This window comes from Gaoshiqia sp. US2 (genome assembly GCF_059705485.1).
The window spans coordinates 4,236,039-4,259,589 of sequence record NZ_AP048550.1 but is presented as its reverse complement, the minus strand read 5'-3'; the positions used below and the strand labels follow the sequence as shown (position 1 = coordinate 4,259,589).

Sequence of the window (23,551 nt, the reverse complement as noted above, 5' to 3'; positions counted from 1 at the left end):
TTTTGTCCTTAAGTTAGTGAATATTCCTGATTATCTCATCGGCGAATTCGGTGGTCGACAGCAGGGTTGCCCCTTCCATCATGCTGTGCAGGTCAGACGTGACGCGTCTTTTGGCGAAGGTGTGCTCCATGGCGTCAAAAACATGTTCTGCAGCTTCTTCCCAACCCAAGTACTCCAGCATCATCACGCCTGAAAGGATCAGCGAGCTTGGATTGGCTTTCCCGGTTCCGGCAATGCTGGGCGCTGTACCGTGCGTGGCCTCAAAAATGGCGTAACCACTTTGGAAATTGATATTTGCTCCCGGAGAGATACCGATTCCTCCCACCATGGCGGCCAACTGGTCTGAAATATAGTCGCCGTTCAGGTTCAGGGTGGCAATCACCGAATGATCGTAGGGGTGCAACAGGCTTTCCTGAAGAAAGGCATCGGTAATGACGTCTTTGATAATTACTTTGCCGTCTTTCTTCGCTTGTTCGATGGCCTTTTGGGCATCAATTTGCCCCTTGGTCGATTCAATGGTCTGATATTGCCTCCAGGTAAACACCTGTTCTCCAAACTCAGCTTCAGCTAAATCATAGCCCCAGTTTTTAAAGGCTCCTTCGGTAAATTTCATGATGTTCCCCTTATGGACCAGGGTAACCGAAGGCAATTCCCGCTCAATGGCGTAATCAATGGCTGCCCGGATCAGTCTTTCTGAACCGTCTTTTGATACCGGTTTAACACCAAATGAAGAACTCTCGGGAAAACGAACCTGCTCGCTCATTCCCATTTCTTTAAACAGGAATTCCTGAAACTTCAGGGTATTCTCTTCGCCGGTCATGAATTCAATGCCCGCGTAAATATCTTCTGTATTCTCGCGGAAGATGTGCATATCAACCAGTGATGGATAGCGGATAGGAGACGGAACCCCCTTGAACCAGCGTACCGGCCTCAGGCAAACATACAAATCGAGCGTTTGCCGAAGAGCGACGTTCAGCGATCTGATTCCACCCCCGACCGGCGTTTCGAGCGGACCTTTTATCCCCACATGATAGGTTTTGAATGCCTCAATGGTTTCGTCGGGCAGGTGATTGCCTGTTTCAACAAACGCTTTCCGGCCGGCATAAACTTCTTTCCAAATCAGTTTGCGTTTATTTCCGTAGGCTTTTTCCACGGCGGCATCCAGTACCCGTTGGCTGGGCAGGCTAATGTCTTTGCCAATACCGTCGCCTTCGATAAAGGGGATTACCGGTTTGTCGGGAACGTTCAGTTTGTTCTGTTGCAAGGTAATCTTTTCACCCATATCAGTTCACGCTGAGTTTTTTCTGAAGGTTTTCATCAATCGCATTCAGAAAAGCTTCTGTGGTAAGGAAATGTTCCTCTTTCAGATCTTTTTCGTGAATAATTAGCGCCAGGTCTTTCGTCATTTTACCGCTTTCCACTGTTTCAATGCAAACCTGTTCCAGGGTTTCGGCAAAATTGACCAGTTCATTGTTGTGATCGAGCTTGCCGCGGAAAGCCAGGCCCCTGGTCCAGGCAAAGATGGAAGCGATCGGGTTGGTCGATGTTGGCTTGCCTTGCTGGTGCATGCGGTAGTGGCGGGTCACAGTCCCGTGGGCTGCTTCGGCCTCCATGGTTTTACCATCGGGGGTAATCAGGGTTGAGGTCATCAATCCCAATGAGCCGAAGCCTTGGGCAACGGTGTCTGACTGAACATCGCCGTCGTAATTTTTGCAGGCCCACACAAAGCCTCCTTCCCATTTCATCGCGGCAGCGACCATGTCGTCAATTAACCGGTGTTCGTAGGTAATACCGGCCGCTTCGAACTGGTCTCTGAACTCGTTTTCAAACACTTCCTGGAAGATATCTTTAAACCGGCCGTCGTATTTTTTCAGGATGGTATTTTTGGTCGACATGTACAGCGGCCAGCCTTTGCTCAGCGCCTGGTTCATACAGGCTCGTGCGAAGCCGGTGATCGACTCGTCGGTATTGTACATGGCCAGGGCCACGCCATCGCCCTGAAAGTCGTATACTTCGTACGACTGGGGAGGACGCCCGTCATCGGGGGTGAAGGTGATGGTCAGTTTCCCTTTTCCTTTGGTGACGAAATCGGTTGCCTTATATTGATCGCCAAAAGCATGACGCCCGATGCAGATGGGTTGTTTCCATCCGGGAACCAGCCTTGGAATATTGTTGATGATGATGGGTTCCCGGAAAACGGTTCCCCCCAGAATATTCCGGATGGTGCCATTGGGCGACTTCCACATTTTCTTCAGATTGAACTCTTTTACGCGCGCTTCATCGGGTGTAATGGTCGCACATTTGATCCCGACACCATATTGTTGAATGGCATGGGCCGCGTCAACAGTGACCTGGTCGTCGGTCCTGTCGCGGTTTTCCATTCCCAAATCGTAATATTTGATGTCGATGTCCAAATAGGGAAAGATTAATTTCTCCTTAATAAATGACCAAATAACCCGGGTCATTTCATCTCCGTCCAGTTCAACGACCGGATTTGCTACTTTGATTTTTCTCATTTTTCGGGTGTGTTTATCAATTAGTTATTTTGTTGTTTGATCAGGTTTAATGCCGAACCTGCTTTAAACCATTCAATTTGCTGATCATTGTAACTGTGATTCAGGATCAGGTTTTCCTTGCTGCCGTCGCTATGGATCACTTCAAGCGTTAACGGCCGGTTTGGTGCAAAGTCAACCAAATCCACAAAGTTAAAGCGGTCGTCTTCCCTGATTTTATCGTAATCTGTTTCGTTGGCGAAGGTTAACGCCAGCATACCCTGTTTCTTCAGGTTGGTTTCGTGGATGCGTGCGAACGACTTCACGATGACGGCTTTTACGCCCAGGTGGCGTGGTTCCATGGCTGCATGTTCGCGCGATGAACCTTCGCCGTAGTTGTGGTCGCCAACAACGATTGTCGGGATGTCTTTTTCTTTATATGCCCGTTGTACTTTGGGGACTTCATCATACCGTCCGGTTAACTGGTTCTTCACCTTGTTGGTTTCGCCGTTAAACGCGTTTACAGCGCCAATCAGCATGTTGTTCGAAATGTTGTCGAGGTGGCCGCGGTAGCGTAACCAGGGGCCGGCCATCGAGATGTGGTCGGTGGTGCATTTTCCTTCCGCTTTTATCAGCAGTTTGGCCCCGCTGATGTTGGCGCCGTTCCAGGCGGGAAAGGCATCCAGCAGCTGGAGCCGGCTGGAGTTGGGAGCAACCGCGACGTTTACCGAAGAGCCGTCGGCTGCCGGAGCCTGGTAGCCGGCATCTTCGACGGCAAAACCGTTGGCGGGCAGTTCTTCTCCCGTAGGGGGAGTCAGCATCACTTTCTCCCCGGCTTCGTTGGTCAGGCTGTCGGTAAGCGGGTTGAAGGTTAAGTCACCGGCAATCGCCAGGGCTGTTACCAGTTCGGGCGAAGCAACAAAAGCATGGGTATTCGGGTTCCCGTCGGCACGTTTTGAAAAGTTACGGTTGAAGGAATGAACAATGGTGTTTTTTTCTTCCTTTTCCGCTCCTTCGCGGTTCCATTGACCAATACAGGGGCCGCAGGCGTTGGCGAATACGTTTGCCCCGATTTGATCAAAAACAGCGATGAACCCGTCGCGTTCAATCGTGTAACGGACTTGTTCCGACCCCGGGGTAATGGTGAATTTGGCCTTTGGTTTTAACTTTTTATCTATGGCTTGCTGTGCCAGCGATGCGGCACGCGAAATATCTTCGTACGACGAATTGGTGCAGGAACCAATCAGCCCGACTTCAATTTTGGTTGGCCAACCGTTTGCTTTCGCTACTTCGGCCATTTTTGAGATGGGTGTTGCCCGGTCGGGCGTAAAGGGGCCGTTCAAATGAGGTTCCAGCTCGTCGAGGTTGATTTCGATCAGTTGGTCAAAGTATTTCTCGGGCGAGGCGTAAACTTCATCGTCGGCCGTCAGGTGTTCCCTGATTTGGTTGGCCAGGTCGGCAACTTCGGCGCGGCCCGTGGCGCGTAGGTAACGCTCCATGGAGTCGTCGTATCCAAAAGTCGAGGTGGTTGCGCCAACTTCGGCGCCCATATTGCAGATGGTTCCTTTTCCGGTGGCCGAAAGCGAGCGGGCGCCTTCGCCAAAGTATTCAATAATATAGCCGGTTCCGCCTTTCACCGTCAGCAAGCCTGCCACTTTCAGGATGATATCCTTTGAGGCGGTCCAGCCGTTCAGCTTGCCGGTTAGTTTTACGCCAATCAGTTTCGGGAATTTCAGCTCCCAGGCCATGCCCGCCATGACATCTACAGCGTCGGCGCCTCCAACGCCAATGGCAATCATGCCCAGTCCGCCTGCATTGACGGTGTGCGAGTCGGTTCCAATCATCATTCCTCCCGGGAATGCATAATTTTCGAGCACCACCTGGTGAATAATACCAGCTCCCGGTTTCCAAAAACCAATTCCGTATTTGTTGGAAACCGATTCGAGGAAGTCAAATACTTCTTTGTTTTGCTGCAGGGCAAATTGCAAATCGGTTCGTCCGCTGACACTGGCCTGAATCAGGTGGTCGCAGTGTACGGTAGAAGGAACGGCAGTTTTTGCTTTGCCGGCGTTCATAAACTGGAGTAAAGCCATTTGCGCGGTGGCATCCTGCATGGCTACCCGGTCGGGTGCAAAATCAACATAGTCAACGCCGCGTTCGAATTTCTTCGGTTGGTCGGCATCAAACAGGTGTGCATACAAAATCTTTTCTGAAAGACTGAGCGGTTTTTGCAATACTTTTCTGGCCTTTTCTATACGGGGGCCAAAGTTCCCGTAGACTTTCTTTATCAATTCAAGATCAAACATATCAGTGGTTTTTTAATCAATAATAACAGGGTATTCCATTTTCATCTTCCTTAACAAAAACGACGGCCAAAGGTTCTTATCAATGGCCTTAAGATATTAAAAAAACTTGCTTTAGATGTATATATATACATGTTTTTTAAAAAACATACTTTCGGACATGTTTTGAATAAGATTAAACAATAATTAATCTTATGCACGGCAGTAGATTGGCCCACTTGAGGCCATGCCGTTTAATCCTGATATTTATCAGGTTATGAGCGTGTATGACAAACGAATAAACCCGGCTGCCGGATTAGCGGCGGGTTTTTAGTGCGTCCAGCCGTTGAAGCAGGGTGGGGTGTGAGTAATGAACGAATACGTAGGCCGGGTGTGGTCGCAGGTTGCTCAGGTTTTTTACCGAGAGTTTTTTTAGCGCGGTGGCCAGCGATTCGCCGTCGTAGTGTTCGGCAGCAAACGCGTCGGCCTGGTATTCATTTCGTCTCGAAAATACATTCATGCCTATGCCGGTGAGTGACGAAAGTGGCGAATACAGGATGCCAAAAGCAATCAAACCGATATGGAAACTTGGCTGATCAACGCCAAGGGCGGCAGACAGCTCCGGGCTGCCGATAAACAGAGAAAACAAATATAGCATGATCCCGGTCTGGAGAATGCCTAACAGCAGGCTGATGATGATGTGTTTCTTTTTATAATGGCCGATTTCGTGCGCCAACACGGCTACCAGTTCGGGTACTTCCATGTCATTAATCAGCGTGTCGTACAATACGATGCGTTTTTTTGAACCCAGGCCGGTAAAATAGGCATTGGCCTTGGTGGACCGTTTTGATCCGTCGATTACATAAATATTGTCGAGTTTAAAGCCTACTTTTGCCGAAAAATCGCGGATTGCCTGCTTTAGTTCGCCGTCTTCCAGCGGGCTTTGTTTGTTAAAGAGCGGCACAATGAGGCTGGAATAAAACATGGCCATAAAGATGGAGAAGCCGCTTACCACCAGCCATACATACAGCCAAAACCAAACGCCGGTTTTCAGGTAAATCACAATGATAAGGGCGAGCAGTCCGCCGCCAATCAGCGCCCCGAGCAGCCAGCCTTTCAGTTTGTCGAGGAGGTAGGTTTTTATCGTTGTTTTGTTGAACCCAAATTTTTCTTCAATCACGAAGGTGTCGTAGAGCGAGAAGGGTGTTGTGAGGATATCGGATGCCAACAGCAGGATACCGAAAAAAATCAGGGCCGACCAAACCGGGCTGTTTGTTACCGCCAACGCCCAGTTATTGACTAAGGCAAATCCCTGGAAAAAGAACATCAGTAAAAGCAGTACAAAACTGAACGAACTGGTAAGCATGCCAAAGCGGTGATTGGTTTTTGAATAGGTTTGTTGCTGCCGGTATTTTTCTTCGTCGTAAATGTCTTTCAGTTCTGCCGGCAGCATGTCGCTCCATCGGGTGGTATTCAGATAATCCAGAAAACGTTCCACTGCAAAGTCAACTACAAGAATACCAATGATGATCCAGAAAATTGTCGTCATTCGAGTACATTTAATTTGATCTCAAAGGTAAAAAAAGCTGAGGGATTGCCTGAGCCATCAGACTTGAATAATCGCTTTTTCGCAGGGTAATTTCGGTTTTGCCGGCTTCTGACAGCATTTCTTTCCGTTGCACCAGGCTTTCCGCTAATGACAAACGAGGGGTTTTTACCCGTGCTGTTGATTTTTTAATACCTGTTAAAATAATTTTTAACAGGTATCAAATTGTATTTTAACAGGTATCAAAAATTTAGCAGATAACTGTTAAAAAACTCACAGCTGCTGACAGTGAGGTTGTTGGATACGGGACCGGCCGGGTGGGAGATAAGGACAAAAAAATGACGGGCAGCACGATGCATAACGAGCGGCTATATCAAAAGTCTTGAATCTTTGGAGATCTGGTCACCCCGAATTTATTTCGGGGTCTGTCACTCAATGGGTTGAGATCCTGATCCGGCAACTGCCGGACAGGATGACTCTATTCAAGACTTTTGATACAGCCGCTCTTGGTATGCTGTGCAATTTAATATTTATAAGGGAAACAGGCCGTTTTCGCGGCAATAGCGAATGATTTTCTCCGGATTTTTGCCGTTGTTCACCGATTCGAGTACCAGTTTCGGATTCGCGGGAATATCAAAAGGCATATCAATGCCCGGTACATATTTCAGGTCATCCTGTTGGTAGAACTCGGGTTTGTTTGCCTGGCAAAAATCTAGGCTGGCATTCATGTAAAACAGGTGGAAACGGTCGTCGCCAATAATTTTGGACACCTGGTCGCGTATATTTTTATCGGGCGAAATGAACGAACAAATGGTAATGATGCCCTGGTCGTTCAGCAGGCGGCAAACTTCGGCAACCCGGCGCAGCAGTTCGGCGCGGTCGGTGGGCGAGTAGTCCAGCTCTTTCGAAAGGCCCGAGCGTACCGAACTTCCGTCGAGCAGTACAACGGTGGCGCCCATTTCAAATAATTGTTTCTCCAGGCTAAAGGCCATTTCGTTTTTGCCCGAACCGTGTAAGCCGGTAATCCAAAGCGTAGCGCCTTTCTGGTTATACCGTTTTTGATAGGCTTCCTCAGCGATCAGCCCTTTGCCCCGGCGAATCTGTTCGCGGTCGTTGTCGCTGATGCGCGAAGGCAGATCGTCGGCGCTGAGCTTGTCAATAATCATTCCCACGGCCACGGTATTGTGGCTAACCGGGTCGATCAATACAAACGAGCCGGTGCTTTTGTTTTTCTTGTAAGGGTCGAAAAACAGCGGCTTGTTGGTGGTAAGCACGACACGACCGATTTCATTCAGTTCGAAATGGTCGATTTCTGATTTTTGCAAGGTGTTGACATCAACTTTGTACTGAATTTTGTCGATGCGGGCCTTGGTGTTGTTGTTGGCGTGTTTAATAAAGAAGTGTGTCGTCGGGTCCATCGGTTTTTCGTCCATCCAAACCAGCATCGACTCGAAATGCCGCTCCATGCGTGGCAGGTTATCGGGATAAACGATCATGTCGCTGCGCGAAATATCAATTTCGTCTTCGAGGGTAACGGTTACCGACTGGGGCGGGAAGGCTTCTTCCAAATCGCCGTCGTACGAGATGATACTTTTTATTTTGGATGTTTTTCGCGATGGCAACACCATCACGGTTTCGCCCTTACGGATCAGGCCGGAGGCCACACGGCTTGAAAATCCGCGGAAATTATTGTCGGGTTTCAGCACGTATTGCACCGGGTAACGCATGTCGTCGAAATTGCGGTCGGAGCTGATGTGTACCGTTTCCAGAAAATCGAGCATACACTTTCCTTTATACCAGGGCATTTTGTCCGATGGTTCAACCACATTGTCGCCTTTCAGGGCCGAAAGGGGAATGAAATTCACATCGGGAATATCCAGTTGGGCGACAAAGTTGGTGTAGTCTTTGCAAATTTCGTCGAATACATTTTGGTCGAATTCCACCAGGTCCATTTTATTGACAGCCAGCACCACGTGTTTGATTCCCAGCAGAGAAACCAGGAAGGTGTGGCGGCGTGTTTGGGTGATCACTCCTTTGGTGGCGTCGATCAGGATGATGGCCAGGTTAGCGGTTGAGGCGCCGGTGACCATGTTCCGGGTATATTGTTCGTGTCCGGGGGTGTCGGCAATGATGAATTTCCGCTTATTGGTGGAGAAGTAGCGGTAAGCCACATCGATGGTGATGCCTTGTTCGCGTTCGGCTTTCAGCCCGTCGAGCAAAAGCGCATAATCAATGTCCTCGCCGGCGTGCCCCATGCGTTTGCTGTCGCGTTCCAGGGCCGAAAGCTGGTCTTCGTACAACTTTTTGCTGTCGAAGAGCAGGCGCCCGATCAGGGTCGATTTGCCATCGTCGACCGAACCCGCGGTAAGCAGGCGGAGCAGGTCTTTTTTCTCGTCCTGATCGAGAAAGGCTCGTATGTCAATGTTTGGTGTTGTCATATTTTGGCTTGTCATCGTTTCCGTTGTTGTAATTAGTTGTAATTGTTATTGTTGTTGTCCTGTGAGGCTTTCCGGTTGGTTTCGACGTATGTAATGAAATTCGAAAATTTAACTCCCAGTCTGTTTAACTCTTCTGTTATTTTATTCCAGCCGGTTTCCGGATGTAAAGTTTTCAGAAACTCGGCTTGAGATGTTGCTTCAGGCAATGAAGCGTGGGCATAGATTAAAAATTTGATAAAATCCGATTTATACCTTAAATAACATCAATGTAAACTTGCCCCGACAACCTTTTAAAAATACCCTTCCCGCTTTTTTTGTTCCATGCTGCCTTCCTGGTCGAAGTCGATTACCCGCGTGGTGCGTTCCGAAACGGTAACCGTCATCATTTCTTCCACGATCTTTTCAATGGTGTCGGCTTCCGACTCAATGGCGCCCGTCAGGGGGTAACAGCCCAGGGTGCGGAACCTGACCTTTTTCATTTCGGCTTTCGCGGCCAGTTCTTTGGGCATACGTTCGTCGTCAACCATAATCAGGTTGCCGTCGACGCTGACCACGGGACGCTCTTTGGCGTAGTACAGCGGCACAATGGGAATGTTTTCGAGGCGGATGTATTGCCAGATGTCGAGCTCGGTCCAGTTCGAGATGGGGAATACGCGAATGGATTCGCCTTTATGTACCCGGGCATTGTAGATGTCCCATAATTCGGGGCGTTGGTTTTTCGGGTCCCACTGATGAAATTTGTCGCGAAACGAGAAGATCCGTTCCTTGGCGCGCGATTTTTCTTCATCGCGGCGGGCTCCTCCAAAGGCGGCGTCAAATTTATATTTGCTAAGCCCTTCGAGCAATGCCTGTGTTTTCATCACATCGGTATGCACCTTACTGCCATGTGTGAATGGCCCGATACCCGACTCAAAGCCTTGTTTGTTGTAATGCACAATCAGGTCCCAGCCGTTTTCTCTGGTGTAATTGTCGCGAAAGTCGATCATCTCGCGAAATTTCCATTTCGAGTCGATATGCATCAGCGGGAAAGGTACTTTACCCGGGTAGAAAGCCTTTTCGGCCAGCCTGACCATTACCGACGAGTCTTTCCCGATCGAATACAGCATGACCGGGTTTTCAAACTCGGCAGCAACTTCGCGGATAATATGTATTGCCTCGGCTTCCAGCTCCCGCAAATGCGTCAGCGTATATTTATTCATAATGTTGATTTTTCATTCCACTTTTGGCCAACGCCTCCAGCCCATTTGTAATTAGCTTACAAAAATAACTGAATCTGCCGAAGATTGATAGGTATTAATTCTTATTCTTACTAAAAATAAGATATCCCGGCTTACTCCTGACCGTGTTTCGTTCCGTGTATTTTTATGAGTAATTTCGCAATAAAGGATACAAAAGGAAATAAAAAGTTCGTTTTTGTATTGCTATGTGTTTTCCTTTTGTATATATTTGTTATGTGTATCGTTCTAAAAGATAGAAAAGGAAATTTTTTTCATGCACCAGGATTTTCGTTTTCAGTCCGGTTGCCGTGGTTCGGTCTGATTGGTGCACGGCTGTTTTGCCGGGTGAGCTTGTTGGTGATGATGTAAGCGGGCGCGGAAGTGGCGGACGGTTTTTTTTGTTCCTTTTGTTCCGGGAACGCAGCCTGACGGATAAATCCTGAATGATCTTTTTTTTGAAAATATTTTCTGCCTTAGGTGGTTGCGGTTCAGGTAAATAAGAGGGGAAGGAAGCAATGTGTTGTAATATGTAATAGAATCTTTATAGATATGTAATGATTCGAAATTATTTTTGAAAATAGAAACAAAAAAGAATTTAAATGATGACATTACGATTTTCTTATTTTAAAATCACTATCGTCGTTTTTCTTTTTCTTTCTTTTGGCTGCACCATGCTGGCTCAGAAGGCAGAGCGAAATTATGTTGATTTCAAAGACGTGAAAGAGCTGCATGACTATTTCAGTTATAAGGGCGATGGCTCTGTATTGATCAGCGGGCACCGGGGAGGTCGCGAACTGAAATTCCCGGAGAACAGTCTGGAGGGATTTCAGAACGTATTAAACCAAATGCCGGCTTTTTTTGAGATTGACCCGCGCCTGACCAAAGACAGTGTGATTGTGCTGATGCACGACGAGACATTGGACCGGACGACCACCGCCACCGGTAAGTTAGCCGATTATACCCGGGCCGAACTGCAGTCGGTCAGACTGAAAGACAGCGAAGGAAACGTTACCTCGTGCAAGATACCGACCCTGGAGGATGTTATTCGCTGGAGCAAGGGAAAAACGGTTATCAATCTGGATAAGAAGGATGTTCCTTTGCCTATGATTGCTGCACTGATTGAAAAACATCAGGCCCAGAATCATGTCATGCTTATGGTGCATACCGGGGCTCAGGCCAGGTATTATTACGACCGGTTCCCCGGGATCATGCTGTCGGTTTTTGCCCGTAATGCCAAAGAGTATGAAGATATTTCCATTGCAGGGGTTCCCTGGGAAAACATGATTGCTTACGTGGGCCGAACCATTGACGAAACCAACGAAGAGATTGTGAATGAGTTAAGATCGAAAGGGGTTCGGTGTATGGTATCGTATGCCCCAACGCACGATAAGCTGGAAACGAAAGCGGAACGCGAAAAGGCCTATCGGGAAGAAATGAAAAAACAACCCGACATTATTGAATCGGACATTCCTACGGAGATCTGGTCCGTCCTGATAAACGAGATTTAACATGCAATTCATACACTTTTAACAAAAACCAAGCTTTATGAAACAAACACTTGTTTTTATTTTTTTTGTCATAGCGGTATTTTTTTCCGCTTGTGATCATTTTGATGATCCCGCCTTGCCGGAGATCAATGATTGCACCCTGACGATTGTTAATCATGATGGCGTAGCCATGTCGAACGTTTGGGCAAAACTCTATTATACCGACATTAAAACTGATTTTGTTGTTGATTCTGCGTTTACGTCGGTTCTTGGAAAAACCAGTTTCAGAAGCCTAGCGCCGAGGACGTATACCATGAAAGCCTTCAATTTGAATGATGAGGAATTGGGATCGACCCAAATAACCATCGGGAAAGATAATACCGGGAATGATATTGAATGGGTGATTGATGTGTACATTGAAAACTACAATTTCACGGTATGGCTTGTTGATCACCTTCAGAATCCGATCGAAGGCCGGAAGGTTGGTTTGTACACGGCCGATAAAACGCTGATTAAAGAAGGTTTCTCTGATGCTACCGGGAAGGTGGTCTTTAGTCATTCTGTTGTAGGCGATTACAATGTGATTGTTTACGACCCGGAGAATGAAATCGTTTTGGCTGAAACCGCTTTTAGTCTGAATGCTGCTTCCACTTCCAAAACATTTGAATTGCGGCGGATTTATCACAACACCGACATTGTTATCACCGGTTTTCTGAGCGACCCGAGAGGTTCGGACAGCCCGGTCACAGGGGCTGTATCGGGTGATGGCTTTGTTCATCCGGGACAATATGAATACGTTCAACTGATGGCCTTAAGAGATATTGATTTCAGTCTGGAGAACTATAGCGTTGTTTTCACCAATTCAAGCGTGGTAAGCAGTTGGGGGCATGGTATTTATTTTCCAACAGATAAAAGAAATTACCAGATGAACCTGACCACAGGATCAGTAAAGAAAGGCCAATATTTCTATGTTGGCGGTATTTGAGGGTATCCAGGTTGACGAAAATACCATCCCGGTTGACGCGATTTTCTTTGGATCGACGGCCAACTTCAATACCGATGCCGTGAAATTGCAGATCCCCGATAACGACCGTTATAACCGGGCAGATCTTGAGACCGGCGATCCCCAGCCAATTTTTGGAGTGGGTTCCAATACCTATTTGTTCCCGGTTCCGGCAACAGATAAGGGGGTTTTCATTAAGCTTGGCGGACAGGTTACCCCGGACGAATGGCTTATTCCACGAACCGGAACACCAATCCTTTTCAATATGCTCGATACACCGGGCGCTTCAGTGGCCGACATTGAGAACGCTGCCGACTGCACCCTGTTCATCAACCGGTAAGGATTAACGGTAATCAGCATATCAGTTTTAAAAACAACGGTCTTATGAAGGCTATTATAAAAACAATAATTAATCTAATTTCCTGAAAATATGAAATTTAAATATAAAAATAAACTATGGCAGATGCTATCCGTGCTAAGTCTGATTCTGATTTTGTCTGTCGCGGGAGGCACTGACCTTTACGCAACAGCCAAAGGACAGCCAACGGCAGGGAATCAGGAACTTGCTCAGCAAAGACGCACGGTTTCCGAAGATGTCCTGAATCATTATATCGGATTGGCCCGTTTTTGGAGAGCCGTGTTTTATCTGGAAAAAGTTCAAACTTTTGGAGCTGTTCCCTGGTACGAAACGGCATTGAACCCCGACGATCCCGAGTTGAACAAAGGACGCGACAGCCGCGAGTTTGTTATGGGTAAAGTGCTGGAGGATATTACGTTTGCCGCCACGCATATCCGCGAAAATAAAGACACCTACAGCAGTATGATCAACCGGTTTACTGCCCTGGCAATGAAATCCAGAATCTGTTTGTACGAAGGGACCTATCGTAAATATCATACCGGCCTGGGCTTGTCTGATGCGAATAACTGGTTGCGCGAAGCGGCTAATGCGGCCAAAGAAGTGATGGATTTGGGCGGATATAGTTTATACAGTACGGGAAAACCTGAAAATGATTACCGGACCTTATTCATATCTGAAGATCTCTCCGGGATGACCAGAATCACCAAAGAGGTCATTCTGGCGAGAAATATGAACACCGATTCCAGAATCTGGCATTCCCTGACCTGGAATTTCAATTCGGCAACCAACGGAAGCCGCTGGTCTTTGCTTAAACCCTTTGTAAATACCTATTTGATGCGCGATGGAAGCCGGTTTACCGATAAAAGCAATTTCGATCAGATTGAGTTTTTAAATGAAATGAGAGGCCGCGATTATCGGTTAAATCAATCCGTCAGAACAGAGGGTTATACCAGGACCGACGGATCAGTTGCTCCTCCCGATTTCTCGGTTACGCTGACCGGTTATCATATCATGAAATGGAGTCTGGACGATAAAAGTCACGATGGCCAGGGTTTCAGTACGAATAACATTCCAATCATCCGTTATGCCGAAGTTCTTCTGAACTATGCCGAAGCCAAGGCCGAGTTAGGCGAATTTGGCCCCGCCGAGTGGGAACAAACCATCAAACCGTTGCGGACCCGGGCCGGCGTTTCAGGTTCGACTCCGGAAACCGCTGATAATTATTTGAAAACGGTTTTCTTTCCCGATATTTCGGACAAATATTTGCTGGAAATCAGACGGGAGCGCGGCATTGAGCTTTGCTTCGAAGGCTTGCGTTATCAGGATCTGATGCGATGGAGACACGGAGAGTTGCTGTCGTCGGCTAAGATGCCGTTTAAGGGGATCTACATTCCCTCAAAAAATGTGAATTATGATCTGAATGGTGACGGAAAACCTGATGTCTGTGTGGTTGATGCCATACCCTCTCCGCCGGTTGCCGGGGTGAAATATGTTGTTCAGGGTGCAAACATTAAACTTTCGGACGGTAACAGCGGTCACTTAATCTGGGCGTGGGGACTTACCCGTAAGTGGGAAGATAAAATGTACCTGAGGCCGATCCCTGAAAGCGCGGTGACCTTGAACCCGAATTTGTTACCTCAAAATCCAGGATGGGAATAGTTGAATGATACGGCTGATAAGTTAGTTATTTGGAAACAATGAAATGCAGGGCAAAGATTCCTGCATTTCATTCCTTTAAAATTTGGCACATGAATCAAAATAAACTCCTGTTCAAAAACGATATAAAACGGATGGCCATGTATGTATACAGGTTGAATTTTTACTTGTTTTTCGCGTTTCTGTTGTTGGCCTTTGTGCAATGCAGCAAAAGTTCGGACGATGTGATTCCTGACGATCCGAATCCTCCGGTTGTGCAAATAACCCCCAAACCGGGCATGGACTTGTACGGTTTTATTGGTGATGCTCAGGGGAATCCAATCAAAGATGTTGTTGTCAGCGACGGATTTAGCTGCATTCAAACAGATGCTCAGGGAATTTACCAGATGAAAAAGAATGCCGAGGGCAAATTTGTATTTTATTCAACGCCTTCCGGGTATGCGGTAAACACCACCAGCGAATCGGTAAAGATGGCATCGTTTTATGCTGAAATCGGTACGACCAAACGACACGACTTTAAACTCAGGAAACTTGCGGCTGCCGAAACCAGCTTTACCCTGCTTTGCATCGGCGATCCGCAGGTAACCAGCACCGATGAGGTGAACCGCTTCCGTACGGAAACGATGGCCGATATCAAAGAGTTTACAGCGAATGCGTCGACACCTGTTTACGGGCTGGCAATGGGAGACATGGTTGGAGACAAGCCGGCTTTTTTTGAGCAGATGAAAGCCCTGATCGGGTCGGCTGCGATGCCGGTGTTTACCACCATCGGCAATCACGATAAAGTAGCCACTTCGGTGACCAGTCAACCCCGTACGTCAGATGCTTTTACCAAAGTTTATGGTCCGCTCAATTATTCATTTAACCGGGGCAATGTGCATTTTGTATGCCTCGATAATGTTGTCTTTTCTGATGCCTCATCTTATTCAGGCGGGTTCACTTCCAGCCAGGTAGAGTGGTTAAAACAAGACCTGAGTTATGTTACCAAAGATAAGATGGTGATTGTGTACTACCATATCCCGATCCGGAATTCATCAGCGGTCAGTAATCGCAGCCAAATCCTCCAGGCCCTGGCCGGTTATGCCGAGGTTCACCTGATGTGCGGCCATACGCATTACACCGAAAATTTTCAGATTACCAATCCCATAACAACATTTGAGCATATTCACGCGGCTGCCTGCGGTTCTTGGTGGCGTTCGACACTGAACGGAGACGGTACGCCCAATGGTTATGCCGTTTACGAAATTAACGGGGCAACCATCTCGAACTGGTATTATAAGCCAACCAAACTGAGCAAAAATTTCCAGATCAGGTTGCATCGGGGCGATGTGGCGTTTGGCGGTCAGTATGGCTATTATACCTTTAATCAGGGCGATCAGACCATTGTTGCCAATGTGTTTAACTCCGATAGTAGCTGGAAGGTAGAAGCATACGAAAACGGGGTGAAAGTAGCGAACCTCACACCTTTGTCAACATCCTTGAAAGACGCATGGACACTCGGGTATCACATCGGTGTGTTGAATAGAAACCCCGATAATTACAGCCCGGCATGTAAACACTTGTATCTTCACACCATGGTCAATCCCGGTGCAAGCCTGGAGGTAAAAGCAACCGACCGGTTCGGAACAGTTTATACGCAGAGCCAGATCATTTCCGATTTTGTAACCGCTGCATCATATTGAAAGGTGGTTAACAATGAATAAACTATTGATATTCATCCTCTTTTTGTTTTGTTGTAAGGGATTTTACGCGCAGGATTCCGGAGTATTTGATCGGGAAACAGCGCGTAAAATTTCTGTGGCAAAGGTCGTTTGTGGTCCCTGGCTGCAGGCAGTAGGTGAAACCGAATTTACCGTTGTTTGGACCACCAATGTCGATGCTGCTGTTTGGGTTGAGCTTGCTCCGAACGACGCTACACCTTTTTATGCCCGGGAGCGTCCCCGGTTTTATCAATCGTTATTTGGCAGGCGTGTAACCGGCAAGTTACACCGCGTGACTGTTACCGGGCTCGAAAAAGGAACAACCTACCGGTACCGCATCTTTCAGCAGGCTTTGCTGCTTGACGAAGGAAATAAGCGGATGGTTCTGGGCGACAGTTACGGAAGCGATATCCTGAAAAAACAACCATATTCCGTAACAACGCTTGATGCGGATCAGTAGGAGATCCGGGTTGCCGTGGTAAACGACATTCATGGAAATGATTCGGTTTTCAGTCAGTTGACAAAAGATGTGCGTGAGAATAAAACGGATTTTGTGGTTTTTAACGGCGATATGCTGACCGAGATCGAATCGGAAAAACAAATCGTGGATGGCTATTTAAACTCTGCCTGCCAGCTTTTTGCCTCCGAAATACCCTTTTTCGCGTTAAGGGGGAATCACGAGAACAGAGGTTCATTTTCTTATGAATTCTTCAATTATTTTCCGGCTCCCGGGGGCAAGGCTTATTTTTCGTTCAGGCATGGGCCCGCCTGTTTTATCTTTTTAGACAGCGGTGAAGACAAGCCCGACAGCGATGTCCGTTTTTACGGTTTATCCGCATTCGATGAGTTCAGGCGCGAAGAAGCCCGGTGGCTTGAACAGCTGGTATCGACGGACGAGTTCAAAAACGCGCCTGTGAAGATTGTATTTATTCATATACCGCCGTCAGGGCGGGCCTGGCATGGAACGCTCGAAGTTGAACGCCTGTTTATGCCGGTTCTTAACAAGGCAGGGATTGATCTGATGCTGTGCGGCCATATCCATAAGCAGTTGTATATCGGTAAAGGAGAAGCAAATAATAATTTCCCGATCCTGATCAACGCGAATGACCGGCGTGCAGAGCTGTCAGTCAGTTCAAAAAGTATAAGTATTAAGCTGGTGAATGCCTCCGGTCATGTTGTTGATGAATTCCTGTTTAGGAAATAGCCCTTTCCGGATACGGGCTGTTTCCTAAACCGATTTTCTGACCATCAAGGCTCAGGCTTATACAATAATGAGTTCTACGCCCATTTCTTCTACCGTCATGGCAGTTGCTTTCGGTATTCCCGAGTCGGTAATAATTACATCGATCTTGTCCAGGCTGCAGATTTTTCCAAAGCCTCTTTTCCCGAATTTCGAAGAGTCGGATAAGATGATGGTACGCAGCGAAGCTTCCATCATGATTTTGTTCAGGGCAGCTTCCTGGATGTTGGAGTTTGTAACCCCGTTGTCAATATCGATCCCGTCGACGCCGAGAAAGAGTTTGGAGCAAGTGAGGTCGTTAAATATTTTGGCAGCAAAATCCCCGATCACCGAAAATGAATTTTTGCGGACAATCCCGCCTAATTGAATGACTTCGATGTTATTTACATTGCTGAGCAGCAAGGATGTTTTCAGGGAGGCGCTCACAACGGTCAGGTTGCTTGCCGGGTTTAATTCCTGGGCAAAGGTGTGGGCAGTTGAACCGGAGGCGATGATGATGGAGTCGTTTTCTTCAATTAGTCTGCAGGCAGCCTGGGCAATCCGTCTTTTTTCGTCGGTTTTCATCTTCTCCTTTACCTGTAAGTTGATGTCGGAGGTGTGGGGGTTAACCGGGCTTGCGCTTCCGTGGGTCCGGTACAGCAGTTTTTTTTCCTCCAGGTATTTGAGGTCTTTTCTGATGGTCACCAGGGTTACATCAAGCTCTTTTGCGATATCTGAAACTTTTATAAATCCGTTTTTATTCAGCGCTTCAAGGATGTACTTGTGTCGTTCCGCAATGCTTAACATATTTTTGTTGATTATGATTTATCACAAAGATAGGCTTTTTTTAGTTCTTCTTTGTGTTTCGTTATGTGTGTTTTGACTGTTTTTTATAGGTGATTGCCAAATAAAAGATATATAAAAGGAAATACATTGTTCAATTTTTGTTGTTTTGTGTTTTCTTTTTACATACTTTTGTTGTGTATTTTGAAGTAAAAAGATAGAAAAGGAAATTTTAGATATTTTCTAATTTCGTTTTTAAGGCTTATTGATAATAGATATGAAAAGGAATAATTTATTGCAGAAAGTAACTGAAGCTGGTTGTGAATACGATATGGTAGTGATCGGTGGTGGTGCAAGCGGCCTGGGCGTGGCTGTCGATGCTGCTTCCCGCGGTTATCGGGTGGCTTTGTTTGAGCAGGACGATTTTGCCAAAGGCACGTCGAGCCGGAGCACCAAGCTGGTTCACGGCGGGGTCCGTTATCTGGTCCAGGGCGATGTGCGGATGGTGGTTGAGGCGCTCAGGGAACGGGGGCGCATGCGCCGAAATGCCCCCCATCTGGTGAAAGACATGTGTTTCATCATCGGGAACTACCAATGGTGGGAACGGGCCTTTTACGCCATTGGACTTACCTGTTACGATGTATTGGCCGGCAGGTTGGGCCTGGGCCGTTCGTTGCCCTTGTCGGTAAAAAAAGTGAGAAAAGAAATACCGGGCTTAAAGCAGGATGGTTTAAAAGGAGGAGTGGTTTATCACGACGGGCAGTTTGATGATGCCCGGATGGCCATTTCGTTGGCACAGACTGCTGTTGATCACGGGGGAATTTGCCTGAATTACGTGAAAGTAACAGGTCTTGAAAAAGATGCTTCGGGCAGGATATCTGGGGTGAATGCCGTAGATTTGTTATCCGGCAGGCTATTCAAGGTAAAAAGCAAGGTGGTGGTGAATGCTACCGGCGTTTTTGTTGATGAACTGATGGCTATGGATACACCTGGTGTACAGAAAAAAGTTCGTCCCAGTCAGGGGGTTCATTTGGTTGTCGACCGGAAGTTTATGGGAGGAAAATCGGCTTTGATGATTCCGAAAACCATGGATGGACGCGTGTTGTTTGGCGTCCCCTGGCACGATAAGGTTGTTTTGGGCACCACGGATACTCCCCTGGAAAAACCGGAAACAGAGCCTTTGGCATTGGAGGAGGAGGTTGATTTTATTTTGGATCAGGCCGGCCAATACCTGGATCTGAAACCGAAGCGTTCGGACGTGCTTTCTGTTTTTGCCGGTTTGCGCCCTTTGGCCGCTCCGGTGAATGGCGATTCAAAAAAAACGAAAGAAATTTCGCGCAGCCATAAAATCTATCGGTCTGAGTCGGGCTTGCTTACCGTTACCGGCGGTAAGTGGACCACCTACCGCGAGATGGCCGAGGAAATTGTTGATGAAGCCATCGGTGTCGGAAACCTGGTCCGGAGGAAGTGCGTAACGGCAAATCTGAAACTACACGGGTACAGTGAGCAGGCAGACCGGGCGGCTTGGGATTATGTTTATGGCAGCGACGCGGAGAAAATCAACCGCTTAATTAAAGAGGATTCAGAAAATGACGCGTTATTACATCCCGCTTACACGTTTAAGGCGGCACATGTTGTGTGGGCGGTGAAAGAGGAGATGGCCCAAACGGTTGAAGACGTTTTGGCCCGGCGGGTGAGGGCTTTGTTCCTGGATGCAAGGGCGGCGATTGAAATGGCGCCGAAGGTGGCTTCAATCATGGCTAAAGAGTTGAAATATCCGGAAGAATGGATCCGGCAACAGGTGCGGAATTTTACTTCACTCGCAAAATGTTACCTTGTTAATTAAAGGAATGGTACAACCACATAAAACGAGACCAAACGATGAAAAATAACGGGAACTCTTTTTTTGAAAATGCCGGATTACCAAAACATCTGTCATGGGGCTACTTAGGGGTATTGATTTTTATGATGGGCGACGGGATTGAACAAGGCTGGTTAAGTCCGTATCTTGTCGAACGGGGGTTAACAATCGAAGCATCTGCCAGCCTGTTTACCGTTTACGGAATTACCATTGCCATTTCGTCCTGGTTTTCCGGTGTTTTTGCCGAGACCTACGGGGCCAAAAAAACCATGCTGACCGGATTGATCCTGTATTTGCTGGGCACGATGGGCTTTGTCGGGATGGGCATGCCTCAGCTTAATTACCCGCTCATGCTGGCTACCTATGCGCTCAGAGGATTTGGCTATCCTTTGTTTGCCTATTCGTTCCTGGTTTGGATTACTTACAGCACGCCAAAGCAACAATTGGGTAGAGCAGTCGGATGGTTTTGGTTTGTGTTTACCGGAGGTCTCAACGTATTGGGCGCTTATTATTCCAGTTGGGCAATTATTCGCTTTGGTCATATCCCCACCTTGTGGACTTCGGTTTTCTGGGCTTTAATCGGCGCTTTCTTTGCTTTGGGCCTGAGTAAGTTTAAGCGGATAGAAAGGAAAGAAGCGGAATCGAAAGTGAAAGACTTGATGAAAGGAATCACCATTATGCGCGACGAGCCCAAAGTTTTGCTCGGAGGAATTGTCCGGATCATCAATACAACCGCTCAGTTTGCATTTCCCGTGTTTTTACCGATGTATATGTTCGATCACGGGTTTAATACCACGGAGTGGTTACAGATTTGGGGTACGATCTTTACCGGCAATATTATTTTCAACCTCATTTTTGGATTTGTAGGCGACCGCGTAGGCTGGAGAAATACCGTGATTTGGTTCGGCGGGGTCGGATGTGGAATCAGCACCTTGTTGTTTTATTACTCTCCTCTTTTTGGCGATGGTAATTTTTGGATTGTCATGGCGGCCGGGACCCTCTGGGGAGCGCTGTTGGCGGGTTATGTCCCCTTATCGGCCCTGGTGCCTTCCCTGGTAAAAGAAGATAAAGGGGCAGCGATGGCTGTGCTTAATTTGGGGGCCGGGCTTCCCGTGTTTGTTGGCCCTCTGCTTGTCGGAGTTTTTTATCACCTCATTGGCAGCGAAGGCGTGATTTGGATTCTGGCAGGTTTATATTTTATCAGTTCCCTGTTAACAAAATTTATTACGCTGCCCAACAATGCAAAAACAATGTATTCATATTAAGATATTTATCAATGAAATCGAGTGTAAAGGAAGCTTTGGCATCAGCCCGCGATACGCGTGCGCTGCAAATAGGCCGAAATATGATAGATCAGGTTCCGCATTTGTTCGAAGAAAATTTCAGCGGCAAAAAGGCGCTTGTGGTGTGTGATACCACAACCTATGAGGTTGCAGGACGGGAAATTCAGGCCCGCTTACTTGCCAACAAGATGGTGCATGGTGAACCTTTCATTTTTAATGAACCCCGTCCGTATGCCGAGTTCGGCAATGTGCTTAAGCTGGAAGAGGCTCTGAAAGGGCATGATGCCATTCCGGTGGCTGTCGGATCAGGAACAATCAATGATTTAACCAAACTGGCTGCTGCACGGGCAAACCGGCCGTATCTGTGTGTGGCAACCGCTGCTTCGATGGATGGATATACGGCTTTTGGCGCTTCCATTACTTACCAGGGGGCAAAACAGACCTTCTCGTGCCCTGCGCCGCAGGCTGTTCTGGCCGATATTGAGGTGATCCGAAAAGCGCCCGCTTTAATGACGGCATCGGGATACGCCGATTTGTTTGCTAAAGTGACGGCCGGAGCCGACTGGATATTGGCGGATGCGTTGAGGATAGAATCGATTGATAAACGTGCCTGGTCCATTGTACAGGATGGACTGAAAGAAGCCCTTGCTGATCCCGAAGGGGCCAAGGAAGGAAAAGAAAGTGCGGTAACACCTTTGGTAGAGGGACTTATTCTTGGCGGATTTGCCATGCAATGGTCGCAAACCAGCCGCCCGGCTTCCGGCGCCGAACACCAGTTTAGCCATTTGTGGAATATGGAACACCATACTCATCAGGGCGAAGCGCCGTCGCATGGTTTTCAGGTGGGTATTGCCACCCTGGCTATCACCCGGCTTTATGAAAAAATGCTTCAGACTCCACTGGATGAACTTGACGTGGAAGCCAGCTGCAAGAAATGGCCCGAGTGGGAAGAACTGGAGCAAAATGCGGTAAGCCTGTTTCGCGATACCGATTTTTTGGATACGGCAATTAAAGAATCACGTGCAAAATACATTTCCCGCGAAGAATTGGCCGGTCAGTTAAGCCATCTTAAACAGATCTGGCCGCAACTCAAAGATCAACTATCGAAACAGTTAGTGCCTTCAGGAGAAGTTGAACGACGTCTGGTGGCCGTTGGGGTGCCGGTTGAACCGGAACAAATAGGTATCTCCAAAGAAAGGATGAAAGCATCCTTCATACGGGCCCAATACATCCGCACCCGGTTTACAATACTCGATATAGCGGTCAGGACAGGTTATCTCGAACAATGGTTAAATGAAATGTTTTAAGATTTTATGCTGGCTACAAAAATATATATATCATCATTCGACAATGATGAGGCCTTGTTGGACAGGCTTCGAACAATAAAACATGTCGCACTCGACATGGACGGAACAATTTATAACGGAAGCACCATCTTCCCTTTCACAAAAAAAATTCTGGCCAACTTTAAAAAGATGGGAATCGGCTATTCATTTTTAACCAATAACCCTTCAAAAAGTACGGCCGATTACCTGATCCATTTGCAGAACATGGGGATTCAGGCAGATCAGAAAGAGTTGTATACCTCGGCGCATGCAACAATTGCTTACCTAAGCGAAAATCATCCGGAGATTAAGCGGTTGTTCATTCTTGGTACGCCAAGCATGGTCAGAGAGTTTGAACTGGCAGGCTTTTACGCTGTACCCGACGATCCTCGTGAAGAGCCGGACGCCGTTGTGGTTGGCTTTGATTTGAGCCTGGTTTATGAAAAGTTGTCACGTGCAGCCTGGTGGATCAGCAAGCAAAAACTGTACGTGGCTACAAATCCCGACTTTGTGTGCCCGACCGATCAACCAACGATTTTAGTGGATTGCGGTTCGATTTGTGCGGCATTGGAAAAAGCAACCGGGAGAATGCCGGATATGGTTCTGGGAAAACCGCAACCGGAAATGCTCAATGGAATTTTGAAAATAAACGGATTGACCACCGAAGAAATAGCCGTAGTGGGCGACCGGATCTATACCGACATTTTAATGGCTCAACGCGCAAAGGCTCTCGGCGTTCTGGTCCTGTCGGGCGAAGCCACTTTGCAGGATGTGGAAAAAGCTGATCCGAAACCCGATCTTGTGATCCCGAATTTGGCAACGTTTGGCGAGTTGTTGGAAATGGCTCACTCTCCTTTGGAAATTAAGAAACAAGCTTGATAAATTTAGCCGGAAAAACGAA

Annotated in this window: 19 protein-coding genes and 1 pseudogene; 11 read left to right on the top strand and 9 right to left on the bottom strand. The window is 47.4% G+C overall.

Annotated elements, in window-relative coordinates:
* Positions 1–13 precede the first annotated feature (13 nt).
* From icd to cysD, 8 genes and pseudogenes are all read right to left on the bottom strand, one after another.
* A complete protein-coding gene (gene icd / locus AC6H3C_RS16900; RefSeq protein ID WP_497516587.1) occupies positions 14–1,282 on the bottom strand; it encodes an NADP-dependent isocitrate dehydrogenase in 1,269 nt (422 codons plus the stop codon).
* Between the two features lies 1 nt (position 1,283).
* Complete coding sequence (locus tag AC6H3C_RS16895) at positions 1,284–2,516, bottom strand: NADP-dependent isocitrate dehydrogenase (RefSeq protein ID WP_497516586.1); 1,233 nt, start codon at positions 2,514–2,516, stop codon at positions 1,284–1,286.
* A gap of 20 nt (positions 2,517–2,536) precedes the next feature.
* Positions 2,537–4,798: an aconitate hydratase gene (locus tag AC6H3C_RS16890; RefSeq protein WP_497516585.1), complete on the bottom strand. Its 2,262-nt coding sequence runs from the start codon at positions 4,796–4,798 to the stop codon at positions 2,537–2,539.
* A 292-nt stretch (positions 4,799–5,090) separates the two neighbouring features.
* Positions 5,091–6,323: a M48 family metallopeptidase gene (locus AC6H3C_RS16885; RefSeq protein WP_497516584.1), complete on the bottom strand. Its 1,233-nt coding sequence runs from the start codon at positions 6,321–6,323 to the stop codon at positions 5,091–5,093.
* Positions 6,324–6,333: 10 nt separating this feature from the next.
* Entirely contained in the window at positions 6,334–6,477 is a 144-nt protein-coding gene (locus tag AC6H3C_RS16880) for a hypothetical protein (RefSeq protein ID WP_497516583.1), read from the bottom strand.
* Positions 6,478–6,850: 373 nt separating this feature from the next.
* On the bottom strand, positions 6,851–8,758 hold the full coding sequence (gene cysN / locus AC6H3C_RS16875) for a sulfate adenylyltransferase subunit CysN (protein ID WP_497516582.1): 1,908 nt from the start codon (positions 8,756–8,758) through the stop codon (positions 6,851–6,853).
* A gap of 32 nt (positions 8,759–8,790) precedes the next feature.
* Positions 8,791–9,000 (bottom strand): annotated as a pseudogene (locus tag AC6H3C_RS16870) (four helix bundle protein); the annotation flags it as partial.
* Between the two features lie 48 nt (positions 9,001–9,048).
* Complete coding sequence (cysD, locus tag AC6H3C_RS16865) at positions 9,049–9,957, bottom strand: sulfate adenylyltransferase subunit CysD (protein WP_497516581.1); 909 nt, start codon at positions 9,955–9,957, stop codon at positions 9,049–9,051.
* A 617-nt stretch (positions 9,958–10,574) separates the two neighbouring features.
* Between cysD and AC6H3C_RS16860 the strand changes: the two genes are divergently transcribed.
* The 7 genes from AC6H3C_RS16860 to AC6H3C_RS16830 all read left to right on the top strand — a co-directional run bounded on the left by AC6H3C_RS16860 (position 10,575) and on the right by AC6H3C_RS16830 (position 17,383).
* Positions 10,575–11,483: a glycerophosphodiester phosphodiesterase family protein gene (locus AC6H3C_RS16860; RefSeq protein WP_497516580.1), complete on the top strand. Its 909-nt coding sequence runs from the start codon at positions 10,575–10,577 to the stop codon at positions 11,481–11,483.
* 37 nt (positions 11,484–11,520) lie between these two features.
* Positions 11,521–12,447, top strand: a complete 927-nt coding sequence (locus AC6H3C_RS16855) for a hypothetical protein (protein ID WP_497516579.1) — start codon at positions 11,521–11,523, stop codon at positions 12,445–12,447.
* The gene (locus tag AC6H3C_RS16850; protein WP_497516578.1) at positions 12,431–12,805 is read left to right on the top strand and encodes a hypothetical protein; all 375 of its coding nucleotides are present in this window, start codon (positions 12,431–12,433) and stop codon (positions 12,803–12,805) included. The genes AC6H3C_RS16855 and AC6H3C_RS16850 overlap by 17 nt, the downstream gene beginning before the upstream one ends.
* Positions 12,806–12,895: 90 nt before the next feature.
* Positions 12,896–14,482 carry a RagB/SusD family nutrient uptake outer membrane protein gene (locus AC6H3C_RS16845; RefSeq protein ID WP_497516577.1) on the top strand — a complete coding sequence of 529 codons (1,587 nt, stop codon included), beginning with the start codon at positions 12,896–12,898 and terminating at the stop codon, positions 14,480–14,482.
* Between the two features lie 89 nt (positions 14,483–14,571).
* A complete protein-coding gene (locus AC6H3C_RS16840) occupies positions 14,572–16,161 on the top strand; it encodes a calcineurin-like phosphoesterase C-terminal domain-containing protein (protein ID WP_497516576.1) in 1,590 nt (529 codons plus the stop codon).
* A gap of 13 nt (positions 16,162–16,174) precedes the next feature.
* Positions 16,175–16,639 carry a fibronectin type III domain-containing protein gene (locus AC6H3C_RS16835; RefSeq protein WP_497516575.1) on the top strand — a complete coding sequence of 155 codons (465 nt, stop codon included), beginning with the start codon at positions 16,175–16,177 and terminating at the stop codon, positions 16,637–16,639.
* A 15-nt stretch (positions 16,640–16,654) separates the two neighbouring features.
* The gene (locus AC6H3C_RS16830; RefSeq protein ID WP_497516574.1) at positions 16,655–17,383 is read left to right on the top strand and encodes a metallophosphoesterase family protein; all 729 of its coding nucleotides are present in this window, start codon (positions 16,655–16,657) and stop codon (positions 17,381–17,383) included.
* Positions 17,384–17,440: 57 nt separating this feature from the next.
* Here AC6H3C_RS16830 and AC6H3C_RS16825 read toward each other — a convergent pair whose 3' ends face one another.
* The gene (locus tag AC6H3C_RS16825; protein ID WP_497516573.1) at positions 17,441–18,205 is read right to left on the bottom strand and encodes a DeoR/GlpR family DNA-binding transcription regulator; all 765 of its coding nucleotides are present in this window, start codon (positions 18,203–18,205) and stop codon (positions 17,441–17,443) included.
* Between the two features lie 253 nt (positions 18,206–18,458).
* Here AC6H3C_RS16825 and AC6H3C_RS16820 point away from each other — a divergent pair, with 253 nt between their 5' ends.
* From AC6H3C_RS16820 to AC6H3C_RS16805, 4 genes are read left to right on the top strand one after another with little or no spacing between them, the layout of a single operon-like run.
* Positions 18,459–20,027: a glycerol-3-phosphate dehydrogenase/oxidase gene (locus tag AC6H3C_RS16820; protein WP_497516571.1), complete on the top strand. Its 1,569-nt coding sequence runs from the start codon at positions 18,459–18,461 to the stop codon at positions 20,025–20,027.
* A gap of 35 nt (positions 20,028–20,062) precedes the next feature.
* A complete protein-coding gene (locus AC6H3C_RS16815) occupies positions 20,063–21,307 on the top strand; it encodes an MFS transporter (RefSeq protein WP_497516570.1) in 1,245 nt (414 codons plus the stop codon).
* An 11-nt stretch (positions 21,308–21,318) separates the two neighbouring features.
* Positions 21,319–22,632, top strand: coding sequence for a sn-glycerol-1-phosphate dehydrogenase (locus AC6H3C_RS16810; protein ID WP_497516569.1), 1,314 nt, complete (start codon positions 21,319–21,321; stop codon positions 22,630–22,632).
* A 6-nt stretch (positions 22,633–22,638) separates the two neighbouring features.
* Positions 22,639–23,529 carry an HAD-IIA family hydrolase gene (locus AC6H3C_RS16805; RefSeq protein ID WP_497516568.1) on the top strand — a complete coding sequence of 297 codons (891 nt, stop codon included), beginning with the start codon at positions 22,639–22,641 and terminating at the stop codon, positions 23,527–23,529.
* Positions 23,530–23,551: the final 22 nt, after the last annotated feature.